Annotated in this window: 19 protein-coding genes; 12 read left to right on the forward strand and 7 right to left on the reverse strand. The window is 40.3% G+C overall.

Annotated elements, in window-relative coordinates; genetic code table 11:
• Positions 1-91 precede the first annotated feature (91 nt).
• From ACO052_RS00625 to ACO052_RS00655, 7 genes are all read left to right on the forward strand, one after another.
• Positions 92-781, forward strand: coding sequence for a DUF6089 family protein (locus ACO052_RS00625; protein ID WP_422106067.1), 690 nt, complete (start codon positions 92-94; stop codon positions 779-781).
• Positions 782-1,522, forward strand: coding sequence for an isoprenyl transferase (locus ACO052_RS00630; protein ID WP_422106068.1), 741 nt, complete (start codon positions 782-784; stop codon positions 1,520-1,522). It abuts the gene before it with no gap.
• Positions 1,494-4,064, forward strand: coding sequence for an outer membrane protein assembly factor BamA (gene bamA, locus ACO052_RS00635; RefSeq protein WP_422106069.1), 2,571 nt, complete (start codon positions 1,494-1,496; stop codon positions 4,062-4,064). The genes ACO052_RS00630 and bamA overlap by 29 nt, the downstream gene beginning before the upstream one ends.
• Positions 4,065-4,215: 151 nt before the next feature.
• Entirely contained in the window at positions 4,216-5,352 is a 1,137-nt protein-coding gene (locus ACO052_RS00640; protein WP_422106070.1) for an OmpH family outer membrane protein, read from the forward strand.
• A gap of 32 nt (positions 5,353-5,384) precedes the next feature.
• The gene (locus ACO052_RS00645) at positions 5,385-5,933 is read left to right on the forward strand and encodes an OmpH family outer membrane protein (RefSeq protein ID WP_422106071.1); all 549 of its coding nucleotides are present in this window, start codon (positions 5,385-5,387) and stop codon (positions 5,931-5,933) included.
• 68 nt (positions 5,934-6,001) lie between these two features.
• The gene (gene murI / locus ACO052_RS00650; protein ID WP_422106072.1) at positions 6,002-6,781 is read left to right on the forward strand and encodes a glutamate racemase; all 780 of its coding nucleotides are present in this window, start codon (positions 6,002-6,004) and stop codon (positions 6,779-6,781) included.
• Entirely contained in the window at positions 6,756-7,163 is a 408-nt protein-coding gene (locus ACO052_RS00655; RefSeq protein WP_422106073.1) for a GTPase, read from the forward strand. The genes murI and ACO052_RS00655 overlap by 26 nt, the downstream gene beginning before the upstream one ends.
• Here ACO052_RS00655 and ACO052_RS00660 read toward each other — a convergent pair.
• Genes ACO052_RS00660 through ACO052_RS00670 form a run of 3 tightly spaced genes read right to left on the reverse strand, consistent with a single transcriptional unit; the run spans position 7,153 to position 10,585 of the window.
• Complete coding sequence (locus ACO052_RS00660; RefSeq protein WP_422106074.1) at positions 7,153-7,668, reverse strand: gamma carbonic anhydrase family protein; 516 nt, start codon at positions 7,666-7,668, stop codon at positions 7,153-7,155. The two genes, ACO052_RS00655 and ACO052_RS00660, sit on opposite strands and share 11 nt — an antisense overlap.
• A 6-nt stretch (positions 7,669-7,674) precedes the next feature.
• Entirely contained in the window at positions 7,675-8,409 is a 735-nt protein-coding gene (locus tag ACO052_RS00665; RefSeq protein WP_422106075.1) for a LytR/AlgR family response regulator transcription factor, read from the reverse strand.
• A gap of 1 nt (position 8,410) precedes the next feature.
• Positions 8,411-10,585, reverse strand: a complete 2,175-nt coding sequence (locus ACO052_RS00670) for a histidine kinase (protein WP_422106076.1) — start codon at positions 10,583-10,585, stop codon at positions 8,411-8,413.
• A gap of 215 nt (positions 10,586-10,800) precedes the next feature.
• Here ACO052_RS00670 and ACO052_RS00675 point away from each other — a divergent pair, with 215 nt between their 5' ends.
• Together ACO052_RS00675 and ACO052_RS00680 are read left to right on the forward strand one after the other, a co-directional pair.
• Entirely contained in the window at positions 10,801-11,832 is a 1,032-nt protein-coding gene (locus tag ACO052_RS00675) for an SIMPL domain-containing protein (RefSeq protein ID WP_422106077.1), read from the forward strand.
• 5 nt (positions 11,833-11,837) lie between these two features.
• The gene (locus ACO052_RS00680; RefSeq protein ID WP_422106078.1) at positions 11,838-13,049 is read left to right on the forward strand and encodes a vWA domain-containing protein; all 1,212 of its coding nucleotides are present in this window, start codon (positions 11,838-11,840) and stop codon (positions 13,047-13,049) included.
• A gap of 43 nt (positions 13,050-13,092) precedes the next feature.
• Here ACO052_RS00680 and ACO052_RS00685 read toward each other — a convergent pair whose 3' ends face one another.
• Both ACO052_RS00685 and ACO052_RS00690 read right to left on the reverse strand, forming a co-directional pair.
• Entirely contained in the window at positions 13,093-14,103 is a 1,011-nt protein-coding gene (locus ACO052_RS00685) for a type IX secretion system membrane protein PorP/SprF (protein ID WP_422106079.1), read from the reverse strand.
• 7 nt (positions 14,104-14,110) lie between these two features.
• The gene (locus ACO052_RS00690; protein WP_422106080.1) at positions 14,111-20,677 is read right to left on the reverse strand and encodes a choice-of-anchor L domain-containing protein; all 6,567 of its coding nucleotides are present in this window, start codon (positions 20,675-20,677) and stop codon (positions 14,111-14,113) included.
• A gap of 182 nt (positions 20,678-20,859) precedes the next feature.
• On the opposite strand from ACO052_RS00690, the gene ACO052_RS00695 reads away from it, so the two are divergent.
• From ACO052_RS00695 to ACO052_RS00705, 3 genes are all read left to right on the forward strand, one after another.
• A complete protein-coding gene (locus ACO052_RS00695; protein ID WP_422106081.1) occupies positions 20,860-21,762 on the forward strand; it encodes a NifU family protein in 903 nt (300 codons plus the stop codon).
• 75 nt (positions 21,763-21,837) lie between these two features.
• Entirely contained in the window at positions 21,838-22,038 is a 201-nt protein-coding gene (locus ACO052_RS00700; RefSeq protein WP_422106082.1) for a dodecin family protein, read from the forward strand.
• A gap of 75 nt (positions 22,039-22,113) precedes the next feature.
• The gene (locus ACO052_RS00705) at positions 22,114-22,926 is read left to right on the forward strand and encodes a mechanosensitive ion channel family protein (RefSeq protein ID WP_422106083.1); all 813 of its coding nucleotides are present in this window, start codon (positions 22,114-22,116) and stop codon (positions 22,924-22,926) included.
• Here the strand turns inward: ACO052_RS00705 and tsaB are convergent.
• Both tsaB and ACO052_RS00715 read right to left on the reverse strand, forming a co-directional pair.
• On the reverse strand, positions 22,923-23,597 hold the full coding sequence (gene tsaB / locus ACO052_RS00710; RefSeq protein WP_422106084.1) for a tRNA (adenosine(37)-N6)-threonylcarbamoyltransferase complex dimerization subunit type 1 TsaB: 675 nt from the start codon (positions 23,595-23,597) through the stop codon (positions 22,923-22,925). The genes ACO052_RS00705 and tsaB overlap by 4 nt on opposite strands.
• 15 nt (positions 23,598-23,612) lie before the next feature.
• Positions 23,613-24,920: an efflux RND transporter periplasmic adaptor subunit gene (locus ACO052_RS00715; RefSeq protein ID WP_422106085.1), complete on the reverse strand. Its 1,308-nt coding sequence runs from the start codon at positions 24,918-24,920 to the stop codon at positions 23,613-23,615.
• Positions 24,921-24,922 lie beyond the last annotated feature (2 nt).

Consider the following 24,922-nt stretch of genomic DNA (forward strand, 5'->3'; position numbering starts at 1 on the left):
AACCTTTAAAAACTGTTTATCTGTAAGACATTTTACGTCAAATTGTTATAGGCTAATCATAATTGTTATATTTGCAAACTTTAAAAAATTTATGAGGTATTTATTCCTATTTTTTATTAGTATAAGTGTCTTACAAAATACTGATGCTCAAATCTATGAGGTTGGTGTATTTGTGGGAGGCAGTAATTTTATTGGTGATGTTGGTGCTACAAATTACATTTCCCCAAATCAAGTTGCGTTTGGGGCTATTTTAAAATGGAACAGAAGTCCTAGACACTCATTTAGAGCCTCGTTTATTTTTTCGGATATAGAAGGTATTGATGGCAAATCTGATGATCCTAGACGTGTTCAACGCGGGTACAGTTTTAATAATAGTATTTTTGAAGTATCGGCGGGCATGGAATTTACCTTTTGGGAATTTGATCTGCATACCAGTGGCATTAAAGGAACTCCTTATTTGTACTCAGGCATATCAATAGCCAATCACGATAATTATTTTTTTGACCAAAACGGCGTGTACACTTCTGAAAATACGAGCAGTTGGGCCTATGGTATACCAATGGTATTAGGCTACAAATCCAATATAAGCAATCACTTGGTACTGGCTGCTGAAATTGGAGCGCGCTATACATTTTCGGATGAATTAGATGGTAGTGTCCCAGACGCCGATTTTAGAGAACAATTGAGCTTTGGAAATACAAATAGCAATGATTGGTATGTATTTTCAGGAATTACACTAACTTACACCTTTGGTAGAAGACCTTGCTATTGCAATTTTTAAATGAGTCTTAAAGAACACATAAATAAAGAAAAACTTCCAAATCATGTCGCCATTATTATGGACGGCAATGGTCGTTGGGCTAAGCAAAAAGGGCTAATGCGCGTCATGGGACATGAAACTGGCACAAAGGCCGTTAGGCAAGCAGTAGAGGCTAGCGCAGAGCTTGGAATAAAAAACCTAACCCTATATGCGTTCTCTACTGAAAACTGGAAACGACCAAAACTGGAAGTTCAAACCTTGATGAAACTTTTGGTAAAATCCTTAAAAAAGGAAATTAAAACACTACAAGACAACAATATAAAATTGTCTGCCATCGGTTCGCTGCATGATTTACCAGCAAAAGCCCACCAAGAGCTGTTAGATGTTATAGAAAAAACAAAAAACAATGCGAATATGACACTAACATTGGCATTGAGCTACGGTTCTCGTGAAGAAATTGTTAATGTTATTAAAGAATTATCAGTTAAAGTTAAAAATAATATAATTTCTCCCGAAAGTATTGATGAATCCATTATAAATAAGCATCTTTACACGCAAAATTTACCAGACGTTGACCTGCTAATTCGCACAAGCGGTGAACAAAGAATCAGTAATTTTTTGCTATGGCAAATTGCCTATGCAGAATTATATTTTACAGATATTTTATGGCCAGATTTTAAGAAAGAAAATCTGTATGAAGCACTCATAAACTATCAAAATAGAGAACGAAGATTTGGAAAAACAAGCGAACAACTTACTTAATATCGGTCAATTAAAATCCCTCGCAACTTTTATAATTACCCTACTACTATTTACCGTTTCGTTTAATAGTAATGCGCAGGATGGCGGTGCGACTTATCTCATTAAAAACATTACCGTAACCGGCAACACCAACTTTAGTCCGCAAACTATTATAGCTTATTCAAAGCTTCGAAAAAATGAAGAGATACAGGTTGGTGGGGAAAAAATAGCTAATGCCGTTAAAACACTTTGGAAATCTAATCTTTTCAGCAGCATCGATGTCTTTATCACCAATATTGACGGTAACACGGCCGACCTAGAGATTAACCTTATAGATCTCCCTGAACTCAAGGATGTGACCATTTTAGGTGTCAAGAAAGGCAAAAAAGACGAGATTATTAGTGAAAATAAGTTGCAAGCAGGGCAAAAAGTAACGGAGAATCTCATAGCGACCACTAGAAACTATCTCACCAATAAATATAAAAAGAAAGGATTTTTAAATACAAAAGTAACCATATCTACATCTAAAGTCATTGACTCCATTGAAAAAGAGCGTGTTAATATGCGCGTTAAAATTGATAAAGGTGAAAAAGTAAAAATCAAGAAAATCAACATTGTCGGTAATGAAAAACTAAAGGATAAAAAGCTTCGTAAAGCCATGAAAAACACGAAGCAAAAAAATCCGATCCGTATTTTTAAGCGTTCAAAATATATCGAAGAGGACTTTAATGAGGATCTTGTGAGTATTGTCGATAAATACAAAGAAAACGGCTATAGAGATGCTAGGATTATATCCGATTCAATCATTTATAATAACGACAAAACCATAAGTTTAAATATTGAAGTTGAAGAAGGCGAAAAATATACGTTTGGCAACATTGATTTTGTCGGAAATACAGTTTACACGGATAGACAACTGGCCATTTTTCTAGGGATTAAAAAAGGGGACACCTATAATGGCGTAGAGTTAAGAGAACGCATCGATGACCCCAATGATCCTGATGCCCCTAGCTTGACAAATGCATATCAGAATTCTGGATATTTATTCTCGACCATCAATCCGGTTGAAGTTAGTGCAGAAGGTAATGTGATTGATATGGAAATCCGCATTTCTGAAGGAAAACCGGCCTATTTTAACAACGTTACTGTAACAGGAAATGATGTGACCAATGACCATGTTATCTACAGAGAAATTAGAACCCGCCCAGGTGAACTGTACAGCAAATCTCAAATTATAAGAACCTTAAGGGAATTAGGACAACTTGGTTTTTTCGATGCGCAACAACTTGTTCCTAATATTAAGAATCCAAATCCTGTAGATGGTACGTTGGATATTGAATATGAAGTTGTTGAACAAGGATCAAGCCAAATCCAGTTACAAGGAGGCTATGGCGGTGGTGGTTTTATAGGTACCTTAGGTTTGTCATTTAACAATTTTGCCATAAAGGATATCTTTAAAAAAGATGCCTACAAACCGGTACCAAGGGGTGATGGGCAAAGTTTAGCCTTGCGATTACAGGCTAGTCAGTTCTTTCAAACCTATAGTTTTTCCTTTAGCGAGCCTTGGTTAGGCGGCAAGAAACCGTTCCAACTCTCAACATCTGTATCTTATTCTAGACAGTTTTTGTTCGACCAACGAACGCGAAGAGCCGATAGAGATAGACGCTTTAATATCTTGGGATTAACAGCAGGAGTATCTACGCGATTGACAGAACCAGATAATTACTTTTTATTATCGCAGGCAGTGAGTTACCAGAACTACGATTTAAAAAACTACAACACAGGCCTATTTACATTTGGTGATGGAACGGCAAACAACTTATCCTATACTATTGGATTAAGTAGAAATAGCCTTACTATAGATCCTATATTCCCAACTGGTGGATCTAGTTTTAGTGTCTCCGCAAAATTTTCTTTCCCTTATTCATTAGTTAATGGGGTAGACTATAAAGCACTAAGAGAAGAAAGAGATCAACTAGACCCTACCGACCCTGATGATTTTGAACGTATCGGAGAAATTGACCAAGAACGTTTTAAATGGTTAGAGTTCTACAAAATAAAATTTAAAGCTGATTGGTATACGGAATTGGCTAAAAAACTCGTCTTAAGACCCAGTATAGAATTTGGATTCTTAGGCGCCTATAATAACGATAGAGGTGTTATTCCTTTCGAACGCTTTTTCGTTGGTGGTGATGGTTTAGGAAATTTTGCGCTTGATGGAAGAGAAATTATACAGCTCAGAGGGTATCCAAATCAGTCGTTGTCTTCGCAGGATGGAGGTTCGATTTACAATAAGTTTTCTCTTGAACTCCGTTATCCAATCACCTTAGGTGCGCAGGCGAAAATATATGGCTTATCCTTCTTAGAAGGAGGTCAGTCCGTTAATAGTTTTAGAGATTTTAATCCTTTTGACCTACAAAGATCTGCTGGGTTAGGAATCAGAATATTTATGCCAGCATTTGGTCTACTCGGTATTGATTTTGGTCATGGTTTTGATCCAATTCCAGGTGATACACAAAAAAGTGGCTGGCAAACACATTTCATTATTGGGCAGCAATTTTAAGTTTGGCACGATATTTTCTAAAGCATAAATAAGTATTTCATCATGGTGTTAAAATTTTTAATGATTTATTTCGTTACATTTGAAGCTTGATAACACTAACATCGAAGAAACGTTTGGTTAACAGAACAATGTCTCAAAACAAAAAATTATCATGATGAAATTTAAAGTTCTTTTTTTATTGGCAATAATAGGTCTAATGAGCTTTAGCGTTAACGCACAACGTGGTGTTAGGATAGGTTACATCGATACGGAATATATTTTACAAAATGTACCAGAATATCAAGAAGCTTCAACACAGTTAGATAAGAAAGTTCTGCAGTGGAAGACCGAAATTGAAAAGAAACTCAGTGTTATCGAACAAAAGAAAAAAGAGTTGGAAAATGAAAGTGTCCTCTTAACCAAGGAGCTCTATGAAGAGCGCATGGAAGACATTTCTTTTGAAGAAGCCGAGATTTTAGATTACCAGCAAAAACGTTTTGGACCTAATGGAGATATGATTATCCAAAAAAGGCAATTAATCGAACCCATCCAAGATCAGATTTTTGCAGCAGTCCAGCAGATAGCGGAAACAAAGAAATTTGATTTTGTTTTCGATAAATCTGCAGATGTTGTGATGTTGTATTCTGCAGAACGCTATGATATTAGCGAACAGGTGTTGCGAACCATCACAAGAACATCACGTCGTAATCAAGTGAAAAGTAAAGCAGAGCGCAAGGCTTTAGAAGACGAAGAGGTGGTTCCTGTGGTGAGTGAAGAAAAAGATGAAAGGCAACAAGCCATAGAAGACCGAAAAGCAGCGAGAGAAGCCGAATTAGCAGCTAAACGTGCTGAGCGTGAAAAAGCTCTTGAAGCTCGACGTGCGCGTCAGGATTCTCTTAGAGCAGCTAGAAAGCGCGAAGCTGATGCAAGACGTCAAAAAGTTTTGGATGAACGAAATGCTAAATCTAAAGGCGAAGAAGAAACTGAAACCGAACCTAAAGTCGCCGAAACTGAGTCTAAAGATGGTTCTACTAATGACAAGAAAAATACAAGTCTCGAAAAAAATAATATAAAGAAAGATTCGACACAAGCTAAGGAAACCGTAAAGAAAGATTCGACGGCGACTAAAAGACCTTTGACTGCCGCGGAAATAAAAGCTAAGGATAGAGAACGTAGAAAAAAAGCTTTAGAAGACAGAAAAAAGAAAATTCAAGAGCAACGTAAAAAGGCTCGCGAAGAACGAGAAAAACAATTAAAACGAAGAGATTCTATAGCAAAAGCTAAGAAAGCCGAACAGGAAAACAATTAATAATTATAACACACAAATACAATTTAGGAAAAATGAAATCACAGATTTACAAACTCACTAATGCAAATGGATTTCATGTGAGTAAACATTTAAAATCACTATTATTTGCAGCGGCATTATTTATTGGAGCGACCAGCTTTATGTCTGCCCAAAGCAAGATTGCACATATTGACACACAAAAACTGGTTGAAGCTATGCCAGAATACAAGGCTGCGGATCAAGAAATTAGCAAACTTGGCAAGACCTATGAAGCACAGATCCAAGATTCTTTAAAAGAGTTGGATAACAAACTTAAGCAATACAATGCTGAAGCTGAAAGCCAGACTGAGGAGACTAATATGGAGCGTATGCAGGAAGTAGAAGGTATGAAGCAAAGTTTAGCACAATTTCAACAAACGGCACAGAGAGATTTAGAAAAGAAAAGAATCGATTTGTTAAAGCCAATTACTGAAAAAGCTAAAGCAGCTATTGAAAAAGTGGCTGCGGCTCAAGGGTTTGACTATGTTTTAGAAGCTGGTGGACTTATTGTAGCTAAAGGAAAAGATTTATTAGCTGATGTTAAAGCTGAAATGGGAATTTAAATAATAGTTAATCATAAACTCATAAAAAGTCGCTTTAAATAAAGCGACTTTTTATTTTTGTGTTACTTATGAGTAAGCAAGCTATCGGTATATTTGATTCTGGTGTTGGAGGTACTTCCATCTTTAAGGAAATTCATGCACTATTGCCAAATGAAAATTGCATTTATCTCGCGGATAGCAAAAATGCGCCATATGGCAATAAATCAGCATCAGAAATTCTACAATTAAGTATTAAGAATACCGAACTACTGCTCAATAAAGGCTGTAAACTTATAGTCGTCGCTTGTAATACCGCTACCACCAATGCGATCTCCTATTTAAGAGCTAACTATACCGTTCCTTTTATTGGTATAGAACCCGCTATTAAACCGGCTGCTCTAAATACCAAAACCAATACTGTGGGCGTATTAGCCACCAAAGGCACATTGAGTAGTCATTTATTTCACAAGACCTCTGATCTATATGCAAGTGGTATAAAAGTCATAGAACAAGTCGGCGAAGGCATTGTGCCTTTGATAGAATCTGGTAAATTATATTCTGATGAAATGAGAGATTTATTAGTTTCTTATTTGGAACCTATGATTAGAGAACATATTGATTATTTAGTTCTTGGCTGTACACATTACCCTTATTTAATACCTATACTTAAAAAAATACTTCCCGAAAATGTCAGTATTATCGATTCTGGTTCGGCCGTAGCCAAACAGACCAAGGCAGTTCTTATTGCCCATGATATGATGAATACAACCAAGGCCTCCCCTTCTATTAAATTATATACAAATGGGCGTCTAGAGGTTTTAAATACGCTATTAAACCATCAATTTGAAACCTCTTATCTCGACTTTTAGTAAGGTTTTTAATTTAAGTGTTACCAATAGTATTATGACCTTACTTTTTGTCTACAATGCCAACTCTGGTAAAATCAGTGCGCTTTTTGACGCTGGACATAAATTATTAAGTCCATCGACTTATCAATGTAGTTTATGCGCATTGACTCACGATACGTTTAGCGAAAACAAAACTTGGAAGGCCTTTAGAACAAAAAGCAACTTGCATATGAAGTTCTTTCACAAGGATGAATTTGAACGTCATTTCCCTAACACCCCTATCGTATATCCAGCGGTGTTAAAATTAGATAAGGATGCTCTTTCAATGGTTTTAAACGATGAAGCATTAAGTAAAATACCTAATGTAGAAGGTTTAATACAAAGGCTTAAAACTAGTCTTTAAACCAGCTAGAATAGGTCACATAATTGTTGGCAATCCTATTGATTTCTCCAGAAATTAATGCTTCACTTATGTCCTTTACTTTTTTAGCGGGCACACCCGCATAAATACTGCCAGATTCTACGATGGTATTTTTTGTGACTACCGCACCGGCAGCAATAATACTATTACTTTCTACGACACAATCATCCATAATAATACTTCCCATACCAATAAGTACATCATTGTGAATGGTACATCCATGGACAATGGCATTGTGACCTATAGACACGTTGTTACCAATCGTTGTAGGTGATTTTTGGTATGTAGCATGGATAATAGCCCCGTCTTGTACATTGACCTTATCACCCATTTTAATGTAGTGGACGTCTCCCCTAACAACAGCATTAAACCAAATGCTACAATTATTCCCCATAGTAACTTCACCTACTATTGTGGCATTATCTGCGATAAAACAATCTTTTGGAATTTGCGGATGTATACCTCTTACCGGCTTTATGATTGGCATAATTTTTTATTTAAAATAAGATAACAAATCTGCTTTTTTAGAGGCAGATACCATGATTTCCTTTCCATTGCTCAACACAACGCTTCCCCCTTTTCCTTTTACATATTTCACAACTTCATTGACATTCACTAAATAACTCTTATGCACTCTAGCAAAATTCGCCTCCTTCAAGCCTTCTTCTATATATTTTAAGGTTTTACTCACCAATTTCTTTTTGTTATTATTCAGGTAAATTTCTGTATAATTATCGTCCGCTTTACAATACATAATATCTGCCGTATTCAAAATCTCAAATCCGTCTTGTTGCGGAATGGTAATTTTTCCATTTACTGCCTTGGTCTTTGGTACCAATACCTGATTCTGTAAAGCCTCTTCCTTAACCTTAATTTCGGTGACATAATCCACAGCCTTGATTAATTCATCAATAGAAATAGGTTTCATTAAATAATATGAGGCATGTGCATTTAAAGCATCGATAGCATAATGATTATAGGCGGTAACAAATATGGTTTCAAAATCAATATTGCCGACTTTATCCAATAAATCAAAAGCATTACCATAGGGCATTTCAACATCCAGAAAGACTACATCTAAATCATTACTTCTTATGAGTACTAAGGCTTGATCGACATTGGCCGCCTCTCCAACAATGTTAATATTTGGACAGTATTTCGTGAGATAGTTTCTTAAAATATCTCTACTGGTCTCCTCATCTTCTACTAAAATAGCGTTTAACTTCATATTAATCTTTTTTTAATGTCACGACAACTTTCGTACCTATATCTTTTTCCGATTCTTGAAAATCGGAGATGCTTACGTCCACCTTATCTTTATACATTTCGTTCAAAATGGCAACGCGCTCCTTTATATTGCTCATTCCTTTGGAGTTTTGCTTTTTCTGATTAGTCGTTTTCAATGCTTTTGAACGCGTTCTGCCAATACCATTATCGATGATAGTTATTACAATTTCGTTTTTGGATTTTGATTTTACGACAATGTTTAAATGGCCTTTTTCTTCTTTATAACGCAAGCCGTGCCATACGGCATTTTCTATATAAGGTTGTAAAAGCATAGGCGGGATTAGAAACTCTTCAACATTAATACGCTCATCGACTTCGATAGAATACTCAAACTTATCTTGAAACCTAAAATGCTCTAGCTTGGTATATAAGTCCAATAGTTCTATCTCTTTTTTTAGAGGAATGAAATCTTCTTCACTATTTTCCAAAACCGATCGCATCAATTGCGAAAAGTCCGATAAATATTTATTTGCCGTACGTTCATCGTTTTTTGCTATAAAACTATTGACCGAGTTTAATGCATTAAAAATAAAATGAGGGTTCATTTGACTTCGCAATGACTTTAGTGCCAATAAGTTGTTGGCCAGACGTTGTTGCTTTATATACTTATACATAAAAAACCCTGTAATTAAAAATAGCACAAGGCCACCAAGGAGTGAATAAATAATAATTTGCTGGCCCTTATTTCGTTCTTGCGTCAATTCATATTTACTCCGTGACAGTTCTCTATCACTCTCCAAAGAGGTGATTCTATTTTGCTGCTCTGCTAAACTCCTACTAAATCGAGCAACTTGCGATATCTCCTGAACCTTTTTAGCATATAACTCGTCCACCGTCTTTTTATATTCATTCAACCATTTTAAACCTTCTTCAGAATTCCCAGCATCTATTAGGGCTTCTGAAAGTTTTCGCGTTGCGTCTTTTTTTACATCCAGATCTTCTTTCTTATCTGCTTCTTCGATACTCTTTTTAAATGAAGGAATGGCATTTTCAAGATCGTTATTTAACAGATAGGCATTGCCTAGTTTGTAATTTTGCTTTTGTGAACTTAAGGCACTTTCGTTGGGGATTAGGGAATCGAGTTCTATGTCTTCGATACTTTCTATAGCCTGTTTTCTCAATTTAATCTCACTATCATAATCTTCATTAGCACTATTGAACTCTGCGACCTTTATTTGTTCCTCTATAGCACGCTTCTTGTTCTCCTTTTCTGCTAAATTCAACGAATTATCAAAAAATCCTTTAGCTTTTACTTTATCCCCCTGCACATTATAGGCTTGGGCAATCTTTGAGTTTAAATCTGTAATCTTGGGAGTGATTAAGTATTTCTTGGCAACTCTTAATCCTTTTTTGTAGGTTTTTACAGACTCGTCAAAATTTTTAGCTTTAAGATAGGCATCGCCAAGACCTTCATAGAGCATTGTTTTATCGTAATTAGACAAGGAACTTTCATCAATGTCATCATAGATCTCTATACTTTTTTTATGATCATCATTCTTTAAATGGGCTCTCGCCAATTTGAGTCTCGCTGAATTTGTGGTGTAGTTCTGTAGACTAATTTTGTAAGCCGAAATAGCCAAATCATATTGTTTCCAAAACATAAAAACATCACCTAATAACTCGTGGGCCTCTGCATTTTGAACTGGTGATGTATTGGCCTTTAAGGCATCTTCTACAAATTTTATACTTTTTTGTGCATCTTTTTTTAAATAGGCATCAGCGGAATCGATCATTCGATTGAATTGCACATTAAGCAGTTTCTTTTCAGAACTTCTAAACTGCTGTACCTGTTCCTCCAAGACTTTAATATAAATACGCTCATCACTTGTTATGGTATAATAAAGTGTTTTAAAGTCTTTATGGCTAATCGTAAGTTTATCTCCTATTTTGGCGTTGACTACAAACTTCCCAAAGGCATCGGTACGCGTATACTTACCATCGTTTATTTGGATACTTACATTGTCTATTGGTTCTCCACTGTCTTCCAAATACACGGTCCCCCTTACCGTAAATAGAGCGCTCTCACTCTTTTCAAGGTTTCGGTCATCCTGTGCAAAGCCAAAGACGTTTATCACACAAAACAACAACAGGGTATATGTTCTAAGCTTTTTAATCAAAATTCATTCATTAAGCCGAACTAAACTTACATACTTTATTTGATACCAAAAAATGAGCCTATAGAATTTTAGGTCATAAATCTTTTAATTTTTCGACTTTGCTAAGGCATCGTTTTTATACACTCATTGATAGTTCCCTTTGACTCATTTTGAATTTTTATTGTTGTTTTTTCAACAGAGCTTTACCCATCATTAATCAAAAAGCAGATCAAAAAATGAAAAGATGCAATATCATACTCTTGCTATGTCTTTTATGTTACCAGCTAATCACTGCTCAGCATAAGGGTAATTACAACCAAATCACACAAGAAATTTCACGTCAAAATATTTTATCAAGTGGTAATGCGACTATCTATAATCCAGCCGTTCAACAGCACATTAATAAGGTACTAAACCCTAGTAATATCTTGACTATAGATGTAAAAGCGCTCCAAAACGTAAGTGCAACGGCCTATACAGCTATGTTTAACCTATCCCAAATTGGTCCAACGGCGGAGCGAACAAACACCCTCATAAAAGATCGCATTGAGGCTATTAAAAAAAGATTGAACAACATAGGTATTACCGAAGAAGCCATTGCAATAGATGTGATATCATTTGTACCGGTCTATGAAGTCGAAGTCACAAAAAAGCTATTTAGTAAAACCTATACCGAAGTCCCTAAAGGTTTTGAGTTGCAACAAAACATTCATATTCAATTTACAAAGACGAATCAGTTTGAATCTATATTAGAGGCTTGTGCTAAAAGCGAAGTTTATAATCTCGTAAAAGTCGACTATTATATTGAAAACATTCAAGAGGTTTATAAAAACCTTCAAGATAAATTATTAGACCTTATTGAAGACAAGAAATCTTACTACAACACTCTGGGCTTTAATTTATCGGAATACGATATTAAAATAGCGGATGATAAATATTGTTATTTCCCTAAGGATTTTTATCAGAGCTATCAGGCCTACAACAGTGTTTCGTTCGAAACTTTAAAAAAAGATAAAGGCATTACAAGTGTAAAAAAACAGAGGTCGTATTACTATCAGCCGCTGACCTACGAAAGTTATGACATTGTTATCAACCCAGCAATCCTAGAACCCGTAGTTCAGATAGGGATGAACATAAAATTGGTTTTTACGCCTAAGCCAAAAGAACAAAAACAACAACCCATTACAAAGACCGAAATAGACCATAAATACTATGTGATTTCACCAAACGGAACCATAGATGTAAAAGAACTGAATACAAAACATTGAACATTATGAATTTTTCAAAAAAAAATCACGAACACTCAAGAGACAGGAATAGCGGAAGTAAAACAATATCTAAGGCTTTGGCTATGCTCATAGGCATTATATGTTTTACAGCTTGTAATGCAAATACTAAAACAAAGACCAATGATTTAAGCTTAAAAACTGCGCTAATTGAAACCAAGTCACCCTCTGAAAAACCAGAAATAAAAGTAGCCCTATTACTAGATACAAGCAACAGTATGGATGGGTTAATCGACCAGGCTAAGGCCCAGCTATGGCAGATTGTTAATGAATTGTCATATGCAAAGTGTAATGAAGACAGTCCAAACCTTAAAATTGCACTTTATGAATATGGTAATGACAATTTAAATGCTGATGAGGGCTATTTAAGACAGGTCATTGCTTTTAGTGATGATCTTGATGAAATCTCTAAGTCATTATTCTCTTTAACGACCAACGGCGGAAACGAATACTGTGGTAAAGTCATTAAAACTGCCATCAATCAATTGGAATGGGGAGTTAACAATAAGGATTTAAAATTTATTTTTATTGCAGGAAATGAGCCCTATACCCAAGGAAATGTAAGTTATAAAGACGCATCAAAATTGGCACACCAAAACGATATTACTGTGAATACCATTTTTTGCGGCGACTATAACCAAGGCATCTCAGGTTTTTGGAAAGATGGAGCAGATTTAACCCACGGAGATTATATGGCCATTAATCATAATAAAGCAACAGTGCATGTTGCCTCCCCATATGATGATAAAATTCTTGAACTCAACGAGAAACTGAACAAAACCTACGTAGCATACGGTAGTCTCGGAAAGGCAAAGATGCAAATGCAAGCAGATCAAGATGACAATGCACGGAACTATAACAAAGCTAATGCCGTAAGCAGAACCGTAAGTAAAAGTTCTAGATTGTATAAGAATAGTTCTTGGGATTTAGTAGACGCCGAAAGAGAAGCTGATTTTTCATATGACGATTTAGACACAGATCAACTACCAAAAGAATTAAAAGGAAAGTCCAAAGAGGAGATAAAATCTTATGTAGAAAATAAACGAAAAGAGCGCAAAAAACTTCAAAAAGATATCGCTGAATTAAATATTAAACGCCGTGATTATATATCTAAGACATCAGTCGATAATGGATTAGAAGATGCTATGATCAATGCCATAAAGACGCAAGCTAAAAAGAAAAACTACGTTTGGGAATAGCGATCAAAATAAAAAAGGCTCAATTTAAATTGAGCCTTTTTTATTAGTTTACTGCCGGACAGTTACATTCAAACTTCTCTCGTCTACAATTAAAGTTATAACCTAGAGTAATCTGGTGAAATCCTCCAGTATTAAAGTTAATCGTATTAGCTTGATATGAATAGGTATAGGCAAACACAAAGTTGTTATAATCCACCCCTATAAATGGTGTAAAGTATTGCAGTTTTTGACTGCTAACCCCAGAACCATCTAAAAATTCAGCACCATCTAAACTTCTTCTGTAGGATAAACCACCCCATACTTTACCAAAATCCATCTCACGATATACTTTGGCATTAATGTCTATAGTTGATTCTTCGGTAGCATCTCTATACATATACATAATTGAAGGTTCATAGCTCCAGTCACTTCCAAACTTGTTAAACGTATAACCAGTAGAAAATAAATAGGTTCTTAGATTATCAAACTCAAAACCTTGATCATTAAAATTAATGCCTTCATTTTTTAAAATATTCTTGGCCGTAAAGTGCGCATAGAAATCAACAAAATGGTATGAAAATCCAAAATCAATATTAAAATTTGTTGCACTTTGTTCAATTCCCGCAATAAGCTGATCAAACTCCCCAGGAGCCAAAAAGGTGGTTTCGTCTAATTTATACTGAAGCACTCCTGCGCTCAACCCAAACGACAACATATTCAAGTCAATTTCATTTCTTGAAAACATTAAGTGGTAAGCAAAGGTAGCATAACCACCAACCGTTGAATGAAACCCGTTGGCATCATTAAACAAGATCCCTCCGAGTGCTACAGGAGAGTCTCCTAATCTTCCGTTTATACTTAAAGTTTGTAGACTTGGTGCATCATCGACACCAAACCATTGTTGCCTTGCGGTTAACCTTACTTTCGCACAATTAGCAACTCCAGCCATAGAAGGATGAATTAAATAATAGTTATCCAATAGATAATCAGAATAAATAGGTACACCTTCCTGTGACATTCCAATATTTGCAAATAATGCCGTTAGTGCTACTAAACAAAACTTTTTTAATCTCATAATTTATTTATCGTTTCAAGGTAAAATGGGCCTTCAGTTCCCTGCGCTGTCCCGTCAACGGCTCGTCGTACTCCAACAAAAACCAGTAATCGCTCGTGGGCATCAACTGGCCGTTGAACGTACCGTCCCAGCCCGGGCCCGTAGGGCTCAACTGCTTCAACAGCTTCCCGTAGCGGTCAAATATATAAATTTTTGCACTACTGCCGATACCGGCTATGTTCCACGTCTCGTGGTTGCCGTCGCCGTTCGGCGTAAAGTACCTCGGGTAGTCCAATACGAAAACGCTCACCACCGCAAGGCCGCAGCCGTTCCTGTCCCTAGCCGTAACCTCGTGCTCCCCCGCCGATACGTCCGCAAACGTACCGCCGGACTGCCAAGGTCCGCCGTCAAGGCTGTACTCGTAGTCCCCGGGACCGGTGGCCACTGCTTCTATAACGTGGTTTTCCGAAAAAGCTTGTGTCGTCACCCCAGCGGTCAACACCGGAGGCTCGCTCTCGATCACCTCCGTTATGGCCATGTTCGTACAGCTCGTCTGCGTCGAGGTCGTGATATCCGTGACCGTAACGCCATAGATACCGCCCTGCGTTGGGGACAGCGTAGGGCCCGTCTCGCCAGCCAGTACCGTACCGTCGAGGGTCCATTCAAAACTATAGTCCACGGCCGATAGCCCCGTATCCAACACCAGGGGATCCAACACCTCCGTACCGTTCGTATTTACGCACAATATGTAGCTCTCCTCGAACACCACCACCGGCAACGGGTTCACCTGAAGCGTCAGGGGGGCCACCGCAAAACAGATCGAACCGCCGATCTCGTTGTCCACCCTAGCATAGATCACCTGCGGGTTGACAATGTTCTCGTATAGGTTCGGCAGCGGGTTCACGCCAAGGTCGGCATCTTCCTCCGTGGCATAGTACGTTACCAGGTAGCCCACGGGGTCCTGGCCGTCCAATACCTCCGCGTCGCGCGTCGAAAGGTCGAACTGCACGCTGTCGTCCGTCGGGTCGCCGTCCGTCTCCATGGCGTCGTCGCACAGCTCGTAGACGATCTCAACCATGTCAGGGTTCGCCTGCGCAGCCTCGTCAACCCTAAGGTCGAAGCGCTGCGTGCTGATCGAACAGCCCGTTACGTTGTTGGTGATCGTCACGTAGATCTCCTGGGGGTTCATTATGTTCGTATAGGGGCTCACAAGCGCGTTCATGCCCGATTCCGCGTCCGCAAGGCTCTCGTGGTAGCTCACCTCGAACACGCCCGGGTCCTGACCGTTCAGCACCTCAGCGTCCTTGGTCGCCAGATCGAAGCCGGCGAAGCCGTCAGTGTTAAGCTCGCACTGGATAAAGTCCGTCACCGCAACAACCTCCGGGAGCGGGTCCACCCTGACGGCAAAATCCACCACCGTGTAGCAGCCCGTTACGTCGTTGGTTACCCTGACGTAGATCGCCTGTTCCGGTATGTCCGTGTTCGTATATTGTGTCGGGTCCGCTATGGCGTTATCCCCCGTATCGGCATCCTCCGCCGTCTCGTGGTAGCTCGGCGTTACGCCGGCCTCCCCGTTGAGGAGCAGTACCTCGTTCTCCGTAAGGTCGAAGACCTCCCGGCCGTCGCCCGTATTGGTATCGTCGCACAGCACAAGGTCCGGCAACTGGTCGCTGGGCGTGGGCGTAGGGTTGGGCAGCACACGGATGGTAAGGGTCGTATAGGCAACGCAGCCCGTGTCCGTGTCCGTAACCACGGCGTAAAGCGTCTGGGGGTTAGCCGGTAACCCCCCCACCGAGGTGTTCGTATAGTCCGTAGGGTCGCCTATCGCGTTCTCCTGGAGCTGGGCGTCAGCGTCCGTCTCGTAGTAAGATACCGACCAGCTCGCGTTGCCGCCCGTGATCTCGACGTCCTTGACCGTAAGGTCGAAAGAGGTCAGCTCGTCGCCAGGGGACTCCCCGAGGTCGTCGCAGAGCTCCAAAGGCGCGGGTACCACAGGAACCGGCGGAAGGTCCACCCGGAGCTCCAGCTCGCCCGTGTCGAAACAGCCCGTGGCGGGATCGTAGAGCCTTATGTATAGCGTCTGGGGGTTGGTCGTATTCGTATAGTTGCCGGGGTTGCCGATGGGCGCGTTGCCCGTCTGCGCGTCGGCAGCGCTCACGTGGTGGGTCAGTACCACCTGTGCGGGATCCTGGGTCCCCAGGATATCGCCATCGCGTTCGCCAAGGTCGAACTGCGAGATGCCGTCGCCGTCGTCGTCGCACACCACCAAGTCCTCAAGGGACGTCGGTACCTGTGGCGAGGGCACCACGATTAGCTCAAGGGTCCCCTGCGTGAGGCTGTAGCAGCCCGTTAGCAGGTTCTCAGAGCGCACGTAGATCATCTGGCTGTTCGCAACGATGTTCGTATAGGGGCTCGCCAGTGCGTTCTCCCCCGCATCAGCGGACTCCTGCGTATCGTGGTAGGTGATCACCACGTCGGGCTCACCGTTGGTGATCTCCAGCGTGCGCAGCTCAAGGTCGAACTCCGCAAAGCCGTCGTTGTCGTCGTCGCACACCTCTATAGGCGTAGGGTCAGGCTCCGGAGAGGGCACGGGCAGTACCCTCAGCGTAAGCGTTACCGTTTCGTAACAGCCCGTTATCTCGTTCTCGCCCCTGACGTACACCGTCTGCGCGTTCATCGTGTTCACGTAGGGGCTCGATATGGGAGAGGTGCCGCTCTCGGCATCCGCCTCCGTCTCGTAATAGCTCAGCGTTATACCCGTCTGGCCGCCGAGTATGCCCGGTCCGGCATCCTCCAGCGTGAAGGGCTCGCGTTCGTCGTCCGGCGTCTCAACGTCGCACACCTCCAGGGGATCCGGCTGCAAAAGTACCGGGAGCGGGTGAACGATAAGGTCCAGGCTCGTCACCTTGTAACAGCCCTCCACAGTATTGCCGTCCACCACGCGTACCCAGAGTGTCTGCGTATCCTCCGTCGTGTTCACGTAGGCGTTAGGGTTGGCTATCTCCGCCGTGCCAGCCTCGGCATCGGCCTCGCTCGGGTGGTAGCTAACCGTATACTGTAACGGATCGAGGCCGTTCAGGAGCTCGTCCTCGCTAGCCGTAAGGTCGAAAACCGCAAAGCCGTCGGCCGAAACGTCGTCGCACTCCTCCAGGGGCGAAGGGGACACCAACTGGGGCGTCGGCTCGACGATAAGCACAAGCTCCACCACCGTGGCGCAGTCCGTCGCTATCGTGCTGCTCTCCACACGCGCGTGCAGCGTCTGCGTCCAGGCGGATATATTGTTGTAGGGGACCGTCGTATCGATAGGGTTGGCACCGGAATCCGCATTGGCGAAGGTCTCGTGGTAGGTCACCGTAAGGCCCGCAACGCCGCCAGTGATCTGCCCGTCGGCGGCCGTTAGGTCGAAAGGACCGAAGCCGTCGTTGTCCGGGTCGCAGTAGCGCAGAGCGTCAGGGACGTTCGCAACGGGTGCCTGCTCCACCACAAGGTCCAGCAACGTCGTCGCGTAACAGCCCGTGCCCGTATCCTCGACGCGCACGAAAATAGTCTCAGGGTTGCTCATGTTCGTATACGGGATCGGCAATGGGTCGGTCGCCGCATCCGCGTCCGCCTGGCTCGGGTAATAGGTCACCGAGTAAGCTGGGTTGCCGCCCGATATCTCAAAGTTCTTTAGGCTAAGGTCTATGGCCGTCTGGCCGTCCGGGATCCCGTCGTCGCAGACCTCCAGCGCGGTCGGTACAACGAGTGAAGGAAGGGGATCCACCATAAGGTCGAAAAGGATACGGGACGTACAGCCCGTCACCGTATTGGTCAGGACCGCCGTAATCTCCTGGGGGTTCATTATGTTCGTATAGGGCGCCGTGATCGCATTGGTCTGCGCATCGGCATCCGCCCCGCTCGGATAGTAGGTCACCGTAACGTTGGCCTGGCCGTCGATCAGCTCGGTATCCTTTACGCTAAGGTCGAACCCCTCCGACTCGTCGCCCGGATTGTTGTCATCACATACTATTAATGGTGCCGTAGTAACAGTGGATGGACGCGGATTAACAATTAGTTGTAAAGTTGTTGTTGCATAACAGCCCGTAATATCGCTTTGTATTCGCGCATAAATTAATTGAGCGCCTACATCCGTATTTGTAAATAATGTTGGTAATACCCCCGTGCCCGCAATGGCATCCGCCTCTGTAGGGTGGTATGTGACAGTCATATCCATTTGCGGCCCAATGATCTCAAAATCTCTTAAACTCAAATCAAACTCTGTAAAGCCATCACTATCGTCATCGCAAGCCTCTAAAGCTGTAGTAAGATTAGCCAAGGGTGGTGCAATTACCTCTAAATCTAGTGTCGCCGTAGCATAACAATCTTCGCTAGTTACTGTTTGTAAACGTGCATAAACTGTTTGATTATTGGCCGTAGCATTTGTGTAAGGTTCAGGTAATGGAGCAACATTGTTATCTGCATCATCCTGAGTTAGATGATAGGTAACAATCATATCGTCAGGATTATTAGGTCCTATCACCTCGGCATCTCTTTCCGTAAGGTTGAAGGATGTAAAACCATCCGTATCATCATCACATACACTTAATGTTGAAAGCGGATTATCGATAGTGATATCTGAGAATAATAATTGAAATGATGTTGTAGAATAACAAACTTGTGTATTATCTGCGATACGTGCCCAAATCATTTGCCCATTTACTGCATTCGTGTAAGTTGTTGGTAACGCACCTAGATTATCCATAGCATCTTGCTCTAGTAAATGGTAAGTTATTATAAAATCTGCAGGATCTTGCCCTCCTAAAATATCATCATCATTTTCTGATAAATTGAAATCGGCCGTGCCATCCGCATCACAGATTTCAAGATTCTGAGCAGGATTTGCCATTGGGCTTGGTCTAAATTCTACTAAAATACTATCTGTTGTCGTACATCCTGCCCCAAATTCAACTTCTACAGAATAGGTCCCTGCTTCATCAATATCTAAGGTAGAGGTGTTTTCGCCAGGTACCTCAACTCCATCTAAAAACCAAGTATGATTTACTGCAGTAGGGACTCCAGTATCCAACGTAATGGAATTACCACCACATTCTGCAGTACCAGCAGCGATGGTGATATCATCACCTAACTCACCTCCGAGATTAAAACTTCCCGCCTCTAAAAATATTGCTGAATCCCAAATAGAATCTCCTTGATCAGCAACTACAAGTTTAATTTCATATTCAACATTCGGAGTCACATCCACTAAGGCTGTTAAAACCTCTGTTCTTCCTCCATAGTTGGTTTCGCCAATATTGTATCCAGCAAAAAAAGCAGGGTTAGCCGTACAGGTACCAGAGTTGTTGATATTAGTCACACTAACTGGTGTGCCATCTGGTAAGACGGCAATATTAGTATAGGTGGTTGTCCCAACTTCACGCAATAAAAAAGCAAAGCTATCTGCAAAACTGCATTCTGTACTCCCGTCATACTCTTCGGACGCCATGATATACCTAAATGGTATTTGACTTATTGGGGAGATAAAATTAAATTTTACAAATGTAGCATCGTTTGTATTGGTCTGAGCTAAGGCAGCTTCCAAATCATTGTCACCTGCTTGACCGTTATTATTCGAAACCAAAGTAGCGTTGACGGCATTACCCGCCTCAAAAGCTACACCGGTTGTTAGAATAATACCTTCTTCAAACGGGAAGTTAACGGCACCGCCTCTTGTAAAATAGCCATAACTTTTTGTGCCTGTTGCATCAGGAGAACCATTGACCTGAAATGAAAAAGTATCTACAGAGGAGCACCCTTCACCGGTAACAAAGACATTTTCAATAAGCTCTGGAAGTGACATACTAGATTCGGGAAATGCCGAATTATTGACCGATACTATAGCTTCCAATACGTTTACAAAGAAGGTTATGGTATCTTGACAGCCAATTGGATTATCATCTTGAACGGTCAAAGTCACAAAATAGGTACCCGGCGTATTAAATGTGTTGGATACATCCGTTCCTGTTGCTGTATTTCCATCCCCAAAATCCCAAGAGTACGTTGCATTAGTTCCGTCTACAGAGAATGTAGCACTCCCTGTAAAATCGACGGTTTCACCAGGTAGAATTTCTACGACGTTAGGTGATGTTTCCGCTGGCACTGTATTATCTATTGCAGCTGTTATGTCTTGACATGGTACTGCACAAGAAATATCAGCTGCCCATCCTATGGAATTCGAAGCACCATTGGATGCAAAGGTTATAGTTAAACACCCAGATGTATTGGTATCAGATGCCATTACTGTACCGGGAGAAGGTGTGATACCTGAATACGTCCCAATAATAGCAGCCGTAGTATCATCTCCATCATAAATAGTTAAAACGTCAATAAAGTTCTGTGTGTTAAACTCTGTAAAATCAAGAATAATGAATTCACCTGCGTTTTGAGGACAAATTGTAGTCGTGAAATCCTCGTCATCACCATAATTTCCAAATTCACCCCCAGAGTCAAAAAACCTATCTGGTGCACAGCGAATAAACGTTCCATTTTGCATCAAAAGATCCTGAGAAGATGCGATAAATGAAATCAATAGGGCCGTAAATAAAAATATCTTTTTCATAGTTAGTTAGTCTTCATTTAATCCCTCCAAAATATGACTCTCGACTCATATTTTACTTCGTTTCTGTAAATGAGGACGAAATTTAATCAAATTATATGAATTGGCTTAAGAATTTGGTCACAAAACATAATATACATGATTAACGTTTAATCTTGATATTTCATATTTTTGTAAAAAAAAAGATGACAAAGACCAATATTACTATAGTACCTACTTCTAACAACACCATTTTAAAATTCGAAGCAGACCGATTTTTAACAAATCATAATAGCTTTGAATTCGAAAATATTGATGATGCCAAGTTTTCTCCATTGGCACAACAGTTGTTTCATTTGCCTTTTGTAAAGAAAGTATATATAGCCTCAAATTTTGTAGCCATTGAGCGTTATAACATTGTAGAATGGAGCGATGTACAGGACGAAGTAGCCTTACAAATTGAAAATTACCTATCCAACGATGGTGTCATCGTTACTGAAGAGGCCATTAAGCCAAAAGCCGCCGTTACTGTTTATGCTGAAAGCACACCTAATCCGAGTGTTTTAAAGTTTGTATGCAACAAGGTTTTGGTTCCTAATGTCTATGAGTTTTCATCTATTGAAGAGGCTAAGCCTTCGCCCCTTGCAACGGCATTATTTCAATTTCCTTTTGTAAAGAACGTGTTTATGGAAAAGAATTTTATTTCGATAACTAAGTTCGACATTATAGAATGGGAGGAAATCACGCTTCAACTTCGAGAATTTATCAAATCTTACGTTGAGCAAGGAAAGACGATTCTAAACGATGATGCTCCAAAACAGCTCAATAAAACTGAAGAAGCCATCGAGAAAAAATTTGAAGCTTTGGACGATACGTCTAAAAATATTGTGAACATTCTTGAAGAGTATGTTAAACCAGCCGTTGCGAGCGATGGAGGGAATATAGAGTTTAGATCATATGATGCAGAAACTAAGAAAGTGGAAGTTTTACTGCAAGGTGCCTGTAGTGGCTGCCCATCCTCGACATTTACCTTAAAAAATGGGATTGAAAATATGCTAAAGGAAATGCTTAATGATGCCTCAATAACCGTAAATGCTATAAATGGCTAAATTTTGATTACTATTTTAGTGACTTTTTGAAATTTTAAGTTTCTAAAAGGTATTAATCAAATAAAGTAAAATATTATGGCAGTATTAAAGGTTATTGAAGTCTTATCTAACTCGGATAAGAGTTGGGAAGATGCTACTAAAAAAGCAGTAAAAGAAGCATCAAAAACTCTAAAAAACATTCGTTCTGTATATGTACAAGAGCAAAGTGCAATTGTAAATGATGATGCTGTTACGGAGTTTAGGGTTAACCTAAAATTGACTTTTGAGGTTAAATAAATTCAAACCAAAATCATAACTTTAGACTCGGCGGTATAAGCCGGGTTTTTATTCAACCAAATTAAATCGACTCATATGGACACACAACAATGGATTGACAAAGGTTATAACTTAATCGTTGAGTTTGCGCCTAAATTACTAGCAGCCATTCTGATATGGATTATTGGAAGCTGGATCATTAAGTTATTGCTTAAAGGAATCAAAAAAGTAATGAATAAAGGGAATTATGATGAAAGCCTTAAAAAGTTTCTTATCAATCTGACGAATTGGATTTTAAAAATTATTCTAGTTGTCGTTGTACTTGGTACCGTAGGGGTTGAAACAACATCTTTTGCTGCTATTTTAGCTGCAGCCGGTTTAGCTATTGGTATGGCCCTGCAAGGATCCCTAGGCAATTTTGCAGGTGGTGTCTTAATCATGATCTTTAAACCTTTTAAAATTGGTGATCTTATAGAAGCACAAGGTGAGTTAGGGGTCGTTAAGGAAATAGAGATTTTCACCACAAAACTAACTGGGTTATCGAACAAGGAAATCATTATTCCTAATGGTGCACTTTCTAATGGTAATATTATCAATTATACGTCAGAAGGGACACGACGCGTTGACTTAGTTTATGGTGTAAGCTACGATTCTGATATTAAGCAAACAAAAGACGTTATGCTAAACGTCTTAACATCTCACCCTAAGGTCTTACAGGATCCTGCACCAGCAGTAACTGTTCTAGAATTAGCCGATAGCTCAGTAAATTTCGCCGTTAGACCTTGGTGCAATGTGGAAGATTATTGGGATGTGTATTTTGATGTGACTGAAAACATGAAAATAGCGCTTGATGCTGCGGGTATTGAAATACCATATCCTCATCAAGTCGAAATTCATAAACAAGGTTAATTTGTTTTGCTTTTTATGGCAATAAAATCCTTTAAATAATAAGGCTCAAAATAAGCGACATCTTCGGTGTCGCTTTTTTTATACTTTAATTCTGAAAGCCCTGCCATTTCATTTGCAGATGGTAACTTACCTTCAATAAATACCGCATTTGGGTGCTTTACGATGCTTTTTGTTTTATCGACTCCGCTGCCAATAAAATACACCTTGTTATCACAAAGCAGATCGGCGAAACTCTCTGAAGTCAAAATTTCTGCTTTAATTGCTCGAGACTGTTCAAAATTAGAGGTATAAACAGCCGAATAGACCTCCATGCGCCTGGCATCTAGCATTGGCACAATTAATCCTTCTTCGATAGTAACCTGATGCGCCAAACTCTCTAAAGTTGAAACTGAAATTAACGGTTTGTCTAAGGCATAGCACAGCCCTTTTGCTGAAGATACTCCTATGCGTAATCCTGTATAAGACCCTGGCCCTTTACTAACTGCAACGGCATCAATTTCGTTGGATTCAATTTGAGCCGATTTAAACAGCTCCTTGATAAACACGTGCAGCAATTCTGCATGAGAATAGCCTGGACTGTTATCTTCCTTTAAAACCAAAGTCTCCCCATCTTTGGATAGAGAGACTGAACAGTTAGTGGTCGCTGTTTCTATATTTAGCACTAAGGCCATTATTTAAATCTGATATTATTCCTCTGCTTCTTCTTGAGTATCCTCAACTTTCTTATTCTTGTCTTCAATCAAATCCCCAGGTTTTAAGGTCTTTGAAACCGTATTATAAGGCCCAGTGATTATTTTGTCTTCTTTACCGAGTCCGGAAACAACCTCAATAAAGGTATCGTCCTGAATGCCGGTTTCAACAACTCTAAGTTTGGCCTTGCCATTATCATTCACAAACACACACTCAAATTTCTCCTCTTCTTTTTGGGTCTCATCATCTTCGACTTCAGCAGTTTTACCATAAGGTTTTTTTGTTGAACTCGTATCGGTTTTAATAACAATTGCACTAATCGGCACGGCAATGGCATCCTTGCGTGTCTTCGTTATAATATCTACTGTTGCGGTCATTCCTGGTCTAAAAGGTGAATAGGTCTCTGGCTTCCCTTCTGTTAAATCTTGATAGGACTCCTCTAAAATTCTGACCTTTACTTTAAAATTCGTCACCTGGTCTGCGGCCAAATCGCCCGCTGCCGAATTGGCAATTTCCGTGACTATGCCCTTAAATTCCTTCTTTAAGTAAGCATCGACCTCAACAATGGTAGAATCACCAATGTTGACTTTTACAATATCGTTTTCATTAACATCAACCTCTACCTCCATGTTGTTTAAGTTGGCTACTCTTAGAATTTCCGTACCAGCCATTTGCTGTGTTCCAACTACGCGCTCTCCAAGTTCTACATTAAGCATGGATATGGTTCCGCTCATAGGGGCGTATATCGTGGTTCTCATTAAATTATCCCTTGCCTCATTAACCGTTGCCGCAGCACTTTGAACATTGTAGTACGCTGAGCTCTTGCTGGCTTCGGCAGTTTCATAAGCGGCCAAAGCTCTATCCCAATCCGCCTTGGAGATCACCCCTTTTTCAAAAAGACTTTTATTTCTATCGTAATCGGCTTTTGCCTGCTTTAAGCTGGCTTCTGCCTGTTCTAAGCCTGCCTTTACATTTTGATAGGATGCCTGAGATCTATTTAAGGCTGACTGTATCAAATCTGGATTCACTCTTACCAACAAATCTCCCTTTTTTACTTCTTGCCCTTCTTTGAACGGTAAATCTAATATTTCGCCTGAGACTTCCGAAGATATTTTCACTTCCACTTCAGGCTGAATTTTACCCGTAGCTGAAACGGTCTCAACAATATCTTTTAGAGTAACTTCTTTTATGGTAACTTCCTTAAAGTTTCCTTTTTTGCCGAACCATCCCATAGACTTCCCAGCGATAAGAAATACTATTAGAAGTACAACTACCCCTAAAATAATTTTTACTGTTTTACTCATAA

The organism is Winogradskyella sp. (assembly GCF_965228925.1).
GTDB lineage: Bacteria > Bacteroidota > Bacteroidia > Flavobacteriales > Flavobacteriaceae > Winogradskyella.

What these genes read in the sequence shown, in the direction of transcription:
- ACO052_RS00625 (WP_422106067.1), top strand. Translation starts at nt 92, where the DNA reads ATGAGGTATTTATTCCTATTTTTTATTAGTATAAGTGTCTTACAAAAT.
- ACO052_RS00630 (WP_422106068.1), top strand. Translation starts at nt 782, where the DNA reads ATGAGTCTTAAAGAACACATAAATAAAGAAAAACTTCCAAATCATGTC.
- ACO052_RS00640 (WP_422106070.1), top strand. Translation starts at nt 4,216, where the DNA reads ATGATGAAATTTAAAGTTCTTTTTTTATTGGCAATAATAGGTCTAATG.
- ACO052_RS00645 (WP_422106071.1), top strand. Translation starts at nt 5,385, where the DNA reads ATGAAATCACAGATTTACAAACTCACTAATGCAAATGGATTTCATGTG.
- murI (WP_422106072.1), top strand. Translation starts at nt 6,002, where the DNA reads ATGAGTAAGCAAGCTATCGGTATATTTGATTCTGGTGTTGGAGGTACT.
- ACO052_RS00660 (WP_422106074.1), bottom strand. Translation starts at nt 7,668, where the DNA reads ATGCCAATCATAAAGCCGGTAAGAGGTATACATCCGCAAATTCCAAAA.
- ACO052_RS00665 (WP_422106075.1), bottom strand. Translation starts at nt 8,409, where the DNA reads ATGAAGTTAAACGCTATTTTAGTAGAAGATGAGGAGACCAGTAGAGAT.
- ACO052_RS00675 (WP_422106077.1), top strand. Translation starts at nt 10,801, where the DNA reads ATGAAAAGATGCAATATCATACTCTTGCTATGTCTTTTATGTTACCAG.
- ACO052_RS00680 (WP_422106078.1), top strand. Translation starts at nt 11,838, where the DNA reads ATGAATTTTTCAAAAAAAAATCACGAACACTCAAGAGACAGGAATAGC.
- ACO052_RS00685 (WP_422106079.1), bottom strand. Translation starts at nt 14,103, where the DNA reads ATGAGATTAAAAAAGTTTTGTTTAGTAGCACTAACGGCATTATTTGCA.
- ACO052_RS00690 (WP_422106080.1), bottom strand. Translation starts at nt 20,677, where the DNA reads ATGAAAAAGATATTTTTATTTACGGCCCTATTGATTTCATTTATCGCA.
- ACO052_RS00695 (WP_422106081.1), top strand. Translation starts at nt 20,860, where the DNA reads ATGACAAAGACCAATATTACTATAGTACCTACTTCTAACAACACCATT.
- ACO052_RS00700 (WP_422106082.1), top strand. Translation starts at nt 21,838, where the DNA reads ATGGCAGTATTAAAGGTTATTGAAGTCTTATCTAACTCGGATAAGAGT.
- ACO052_RS00705 (WP_422106083.1), top strand. Translation starts at nt 22,114, where the DNA reads ATGGACACACAACAATGGATTGACAAAGGTTATAACTTAATCGTTGAG.
- tsaB (WP_422106084.1), bottom strand. Translation starts at nt 23,597, where the DNA reads ATGGCCTTAGTGCTAAATATAGAAACAGCGACCACTAACTGTTCAGTC.
- ACO052_RS00715 (WP_422106085.1), bottom strand. Translation starts at nt 24,920, where the DNA reads ATGAGTAAAACAGTAAAAATTATTTTAGGGGTAGTTGTACTTCTAATA.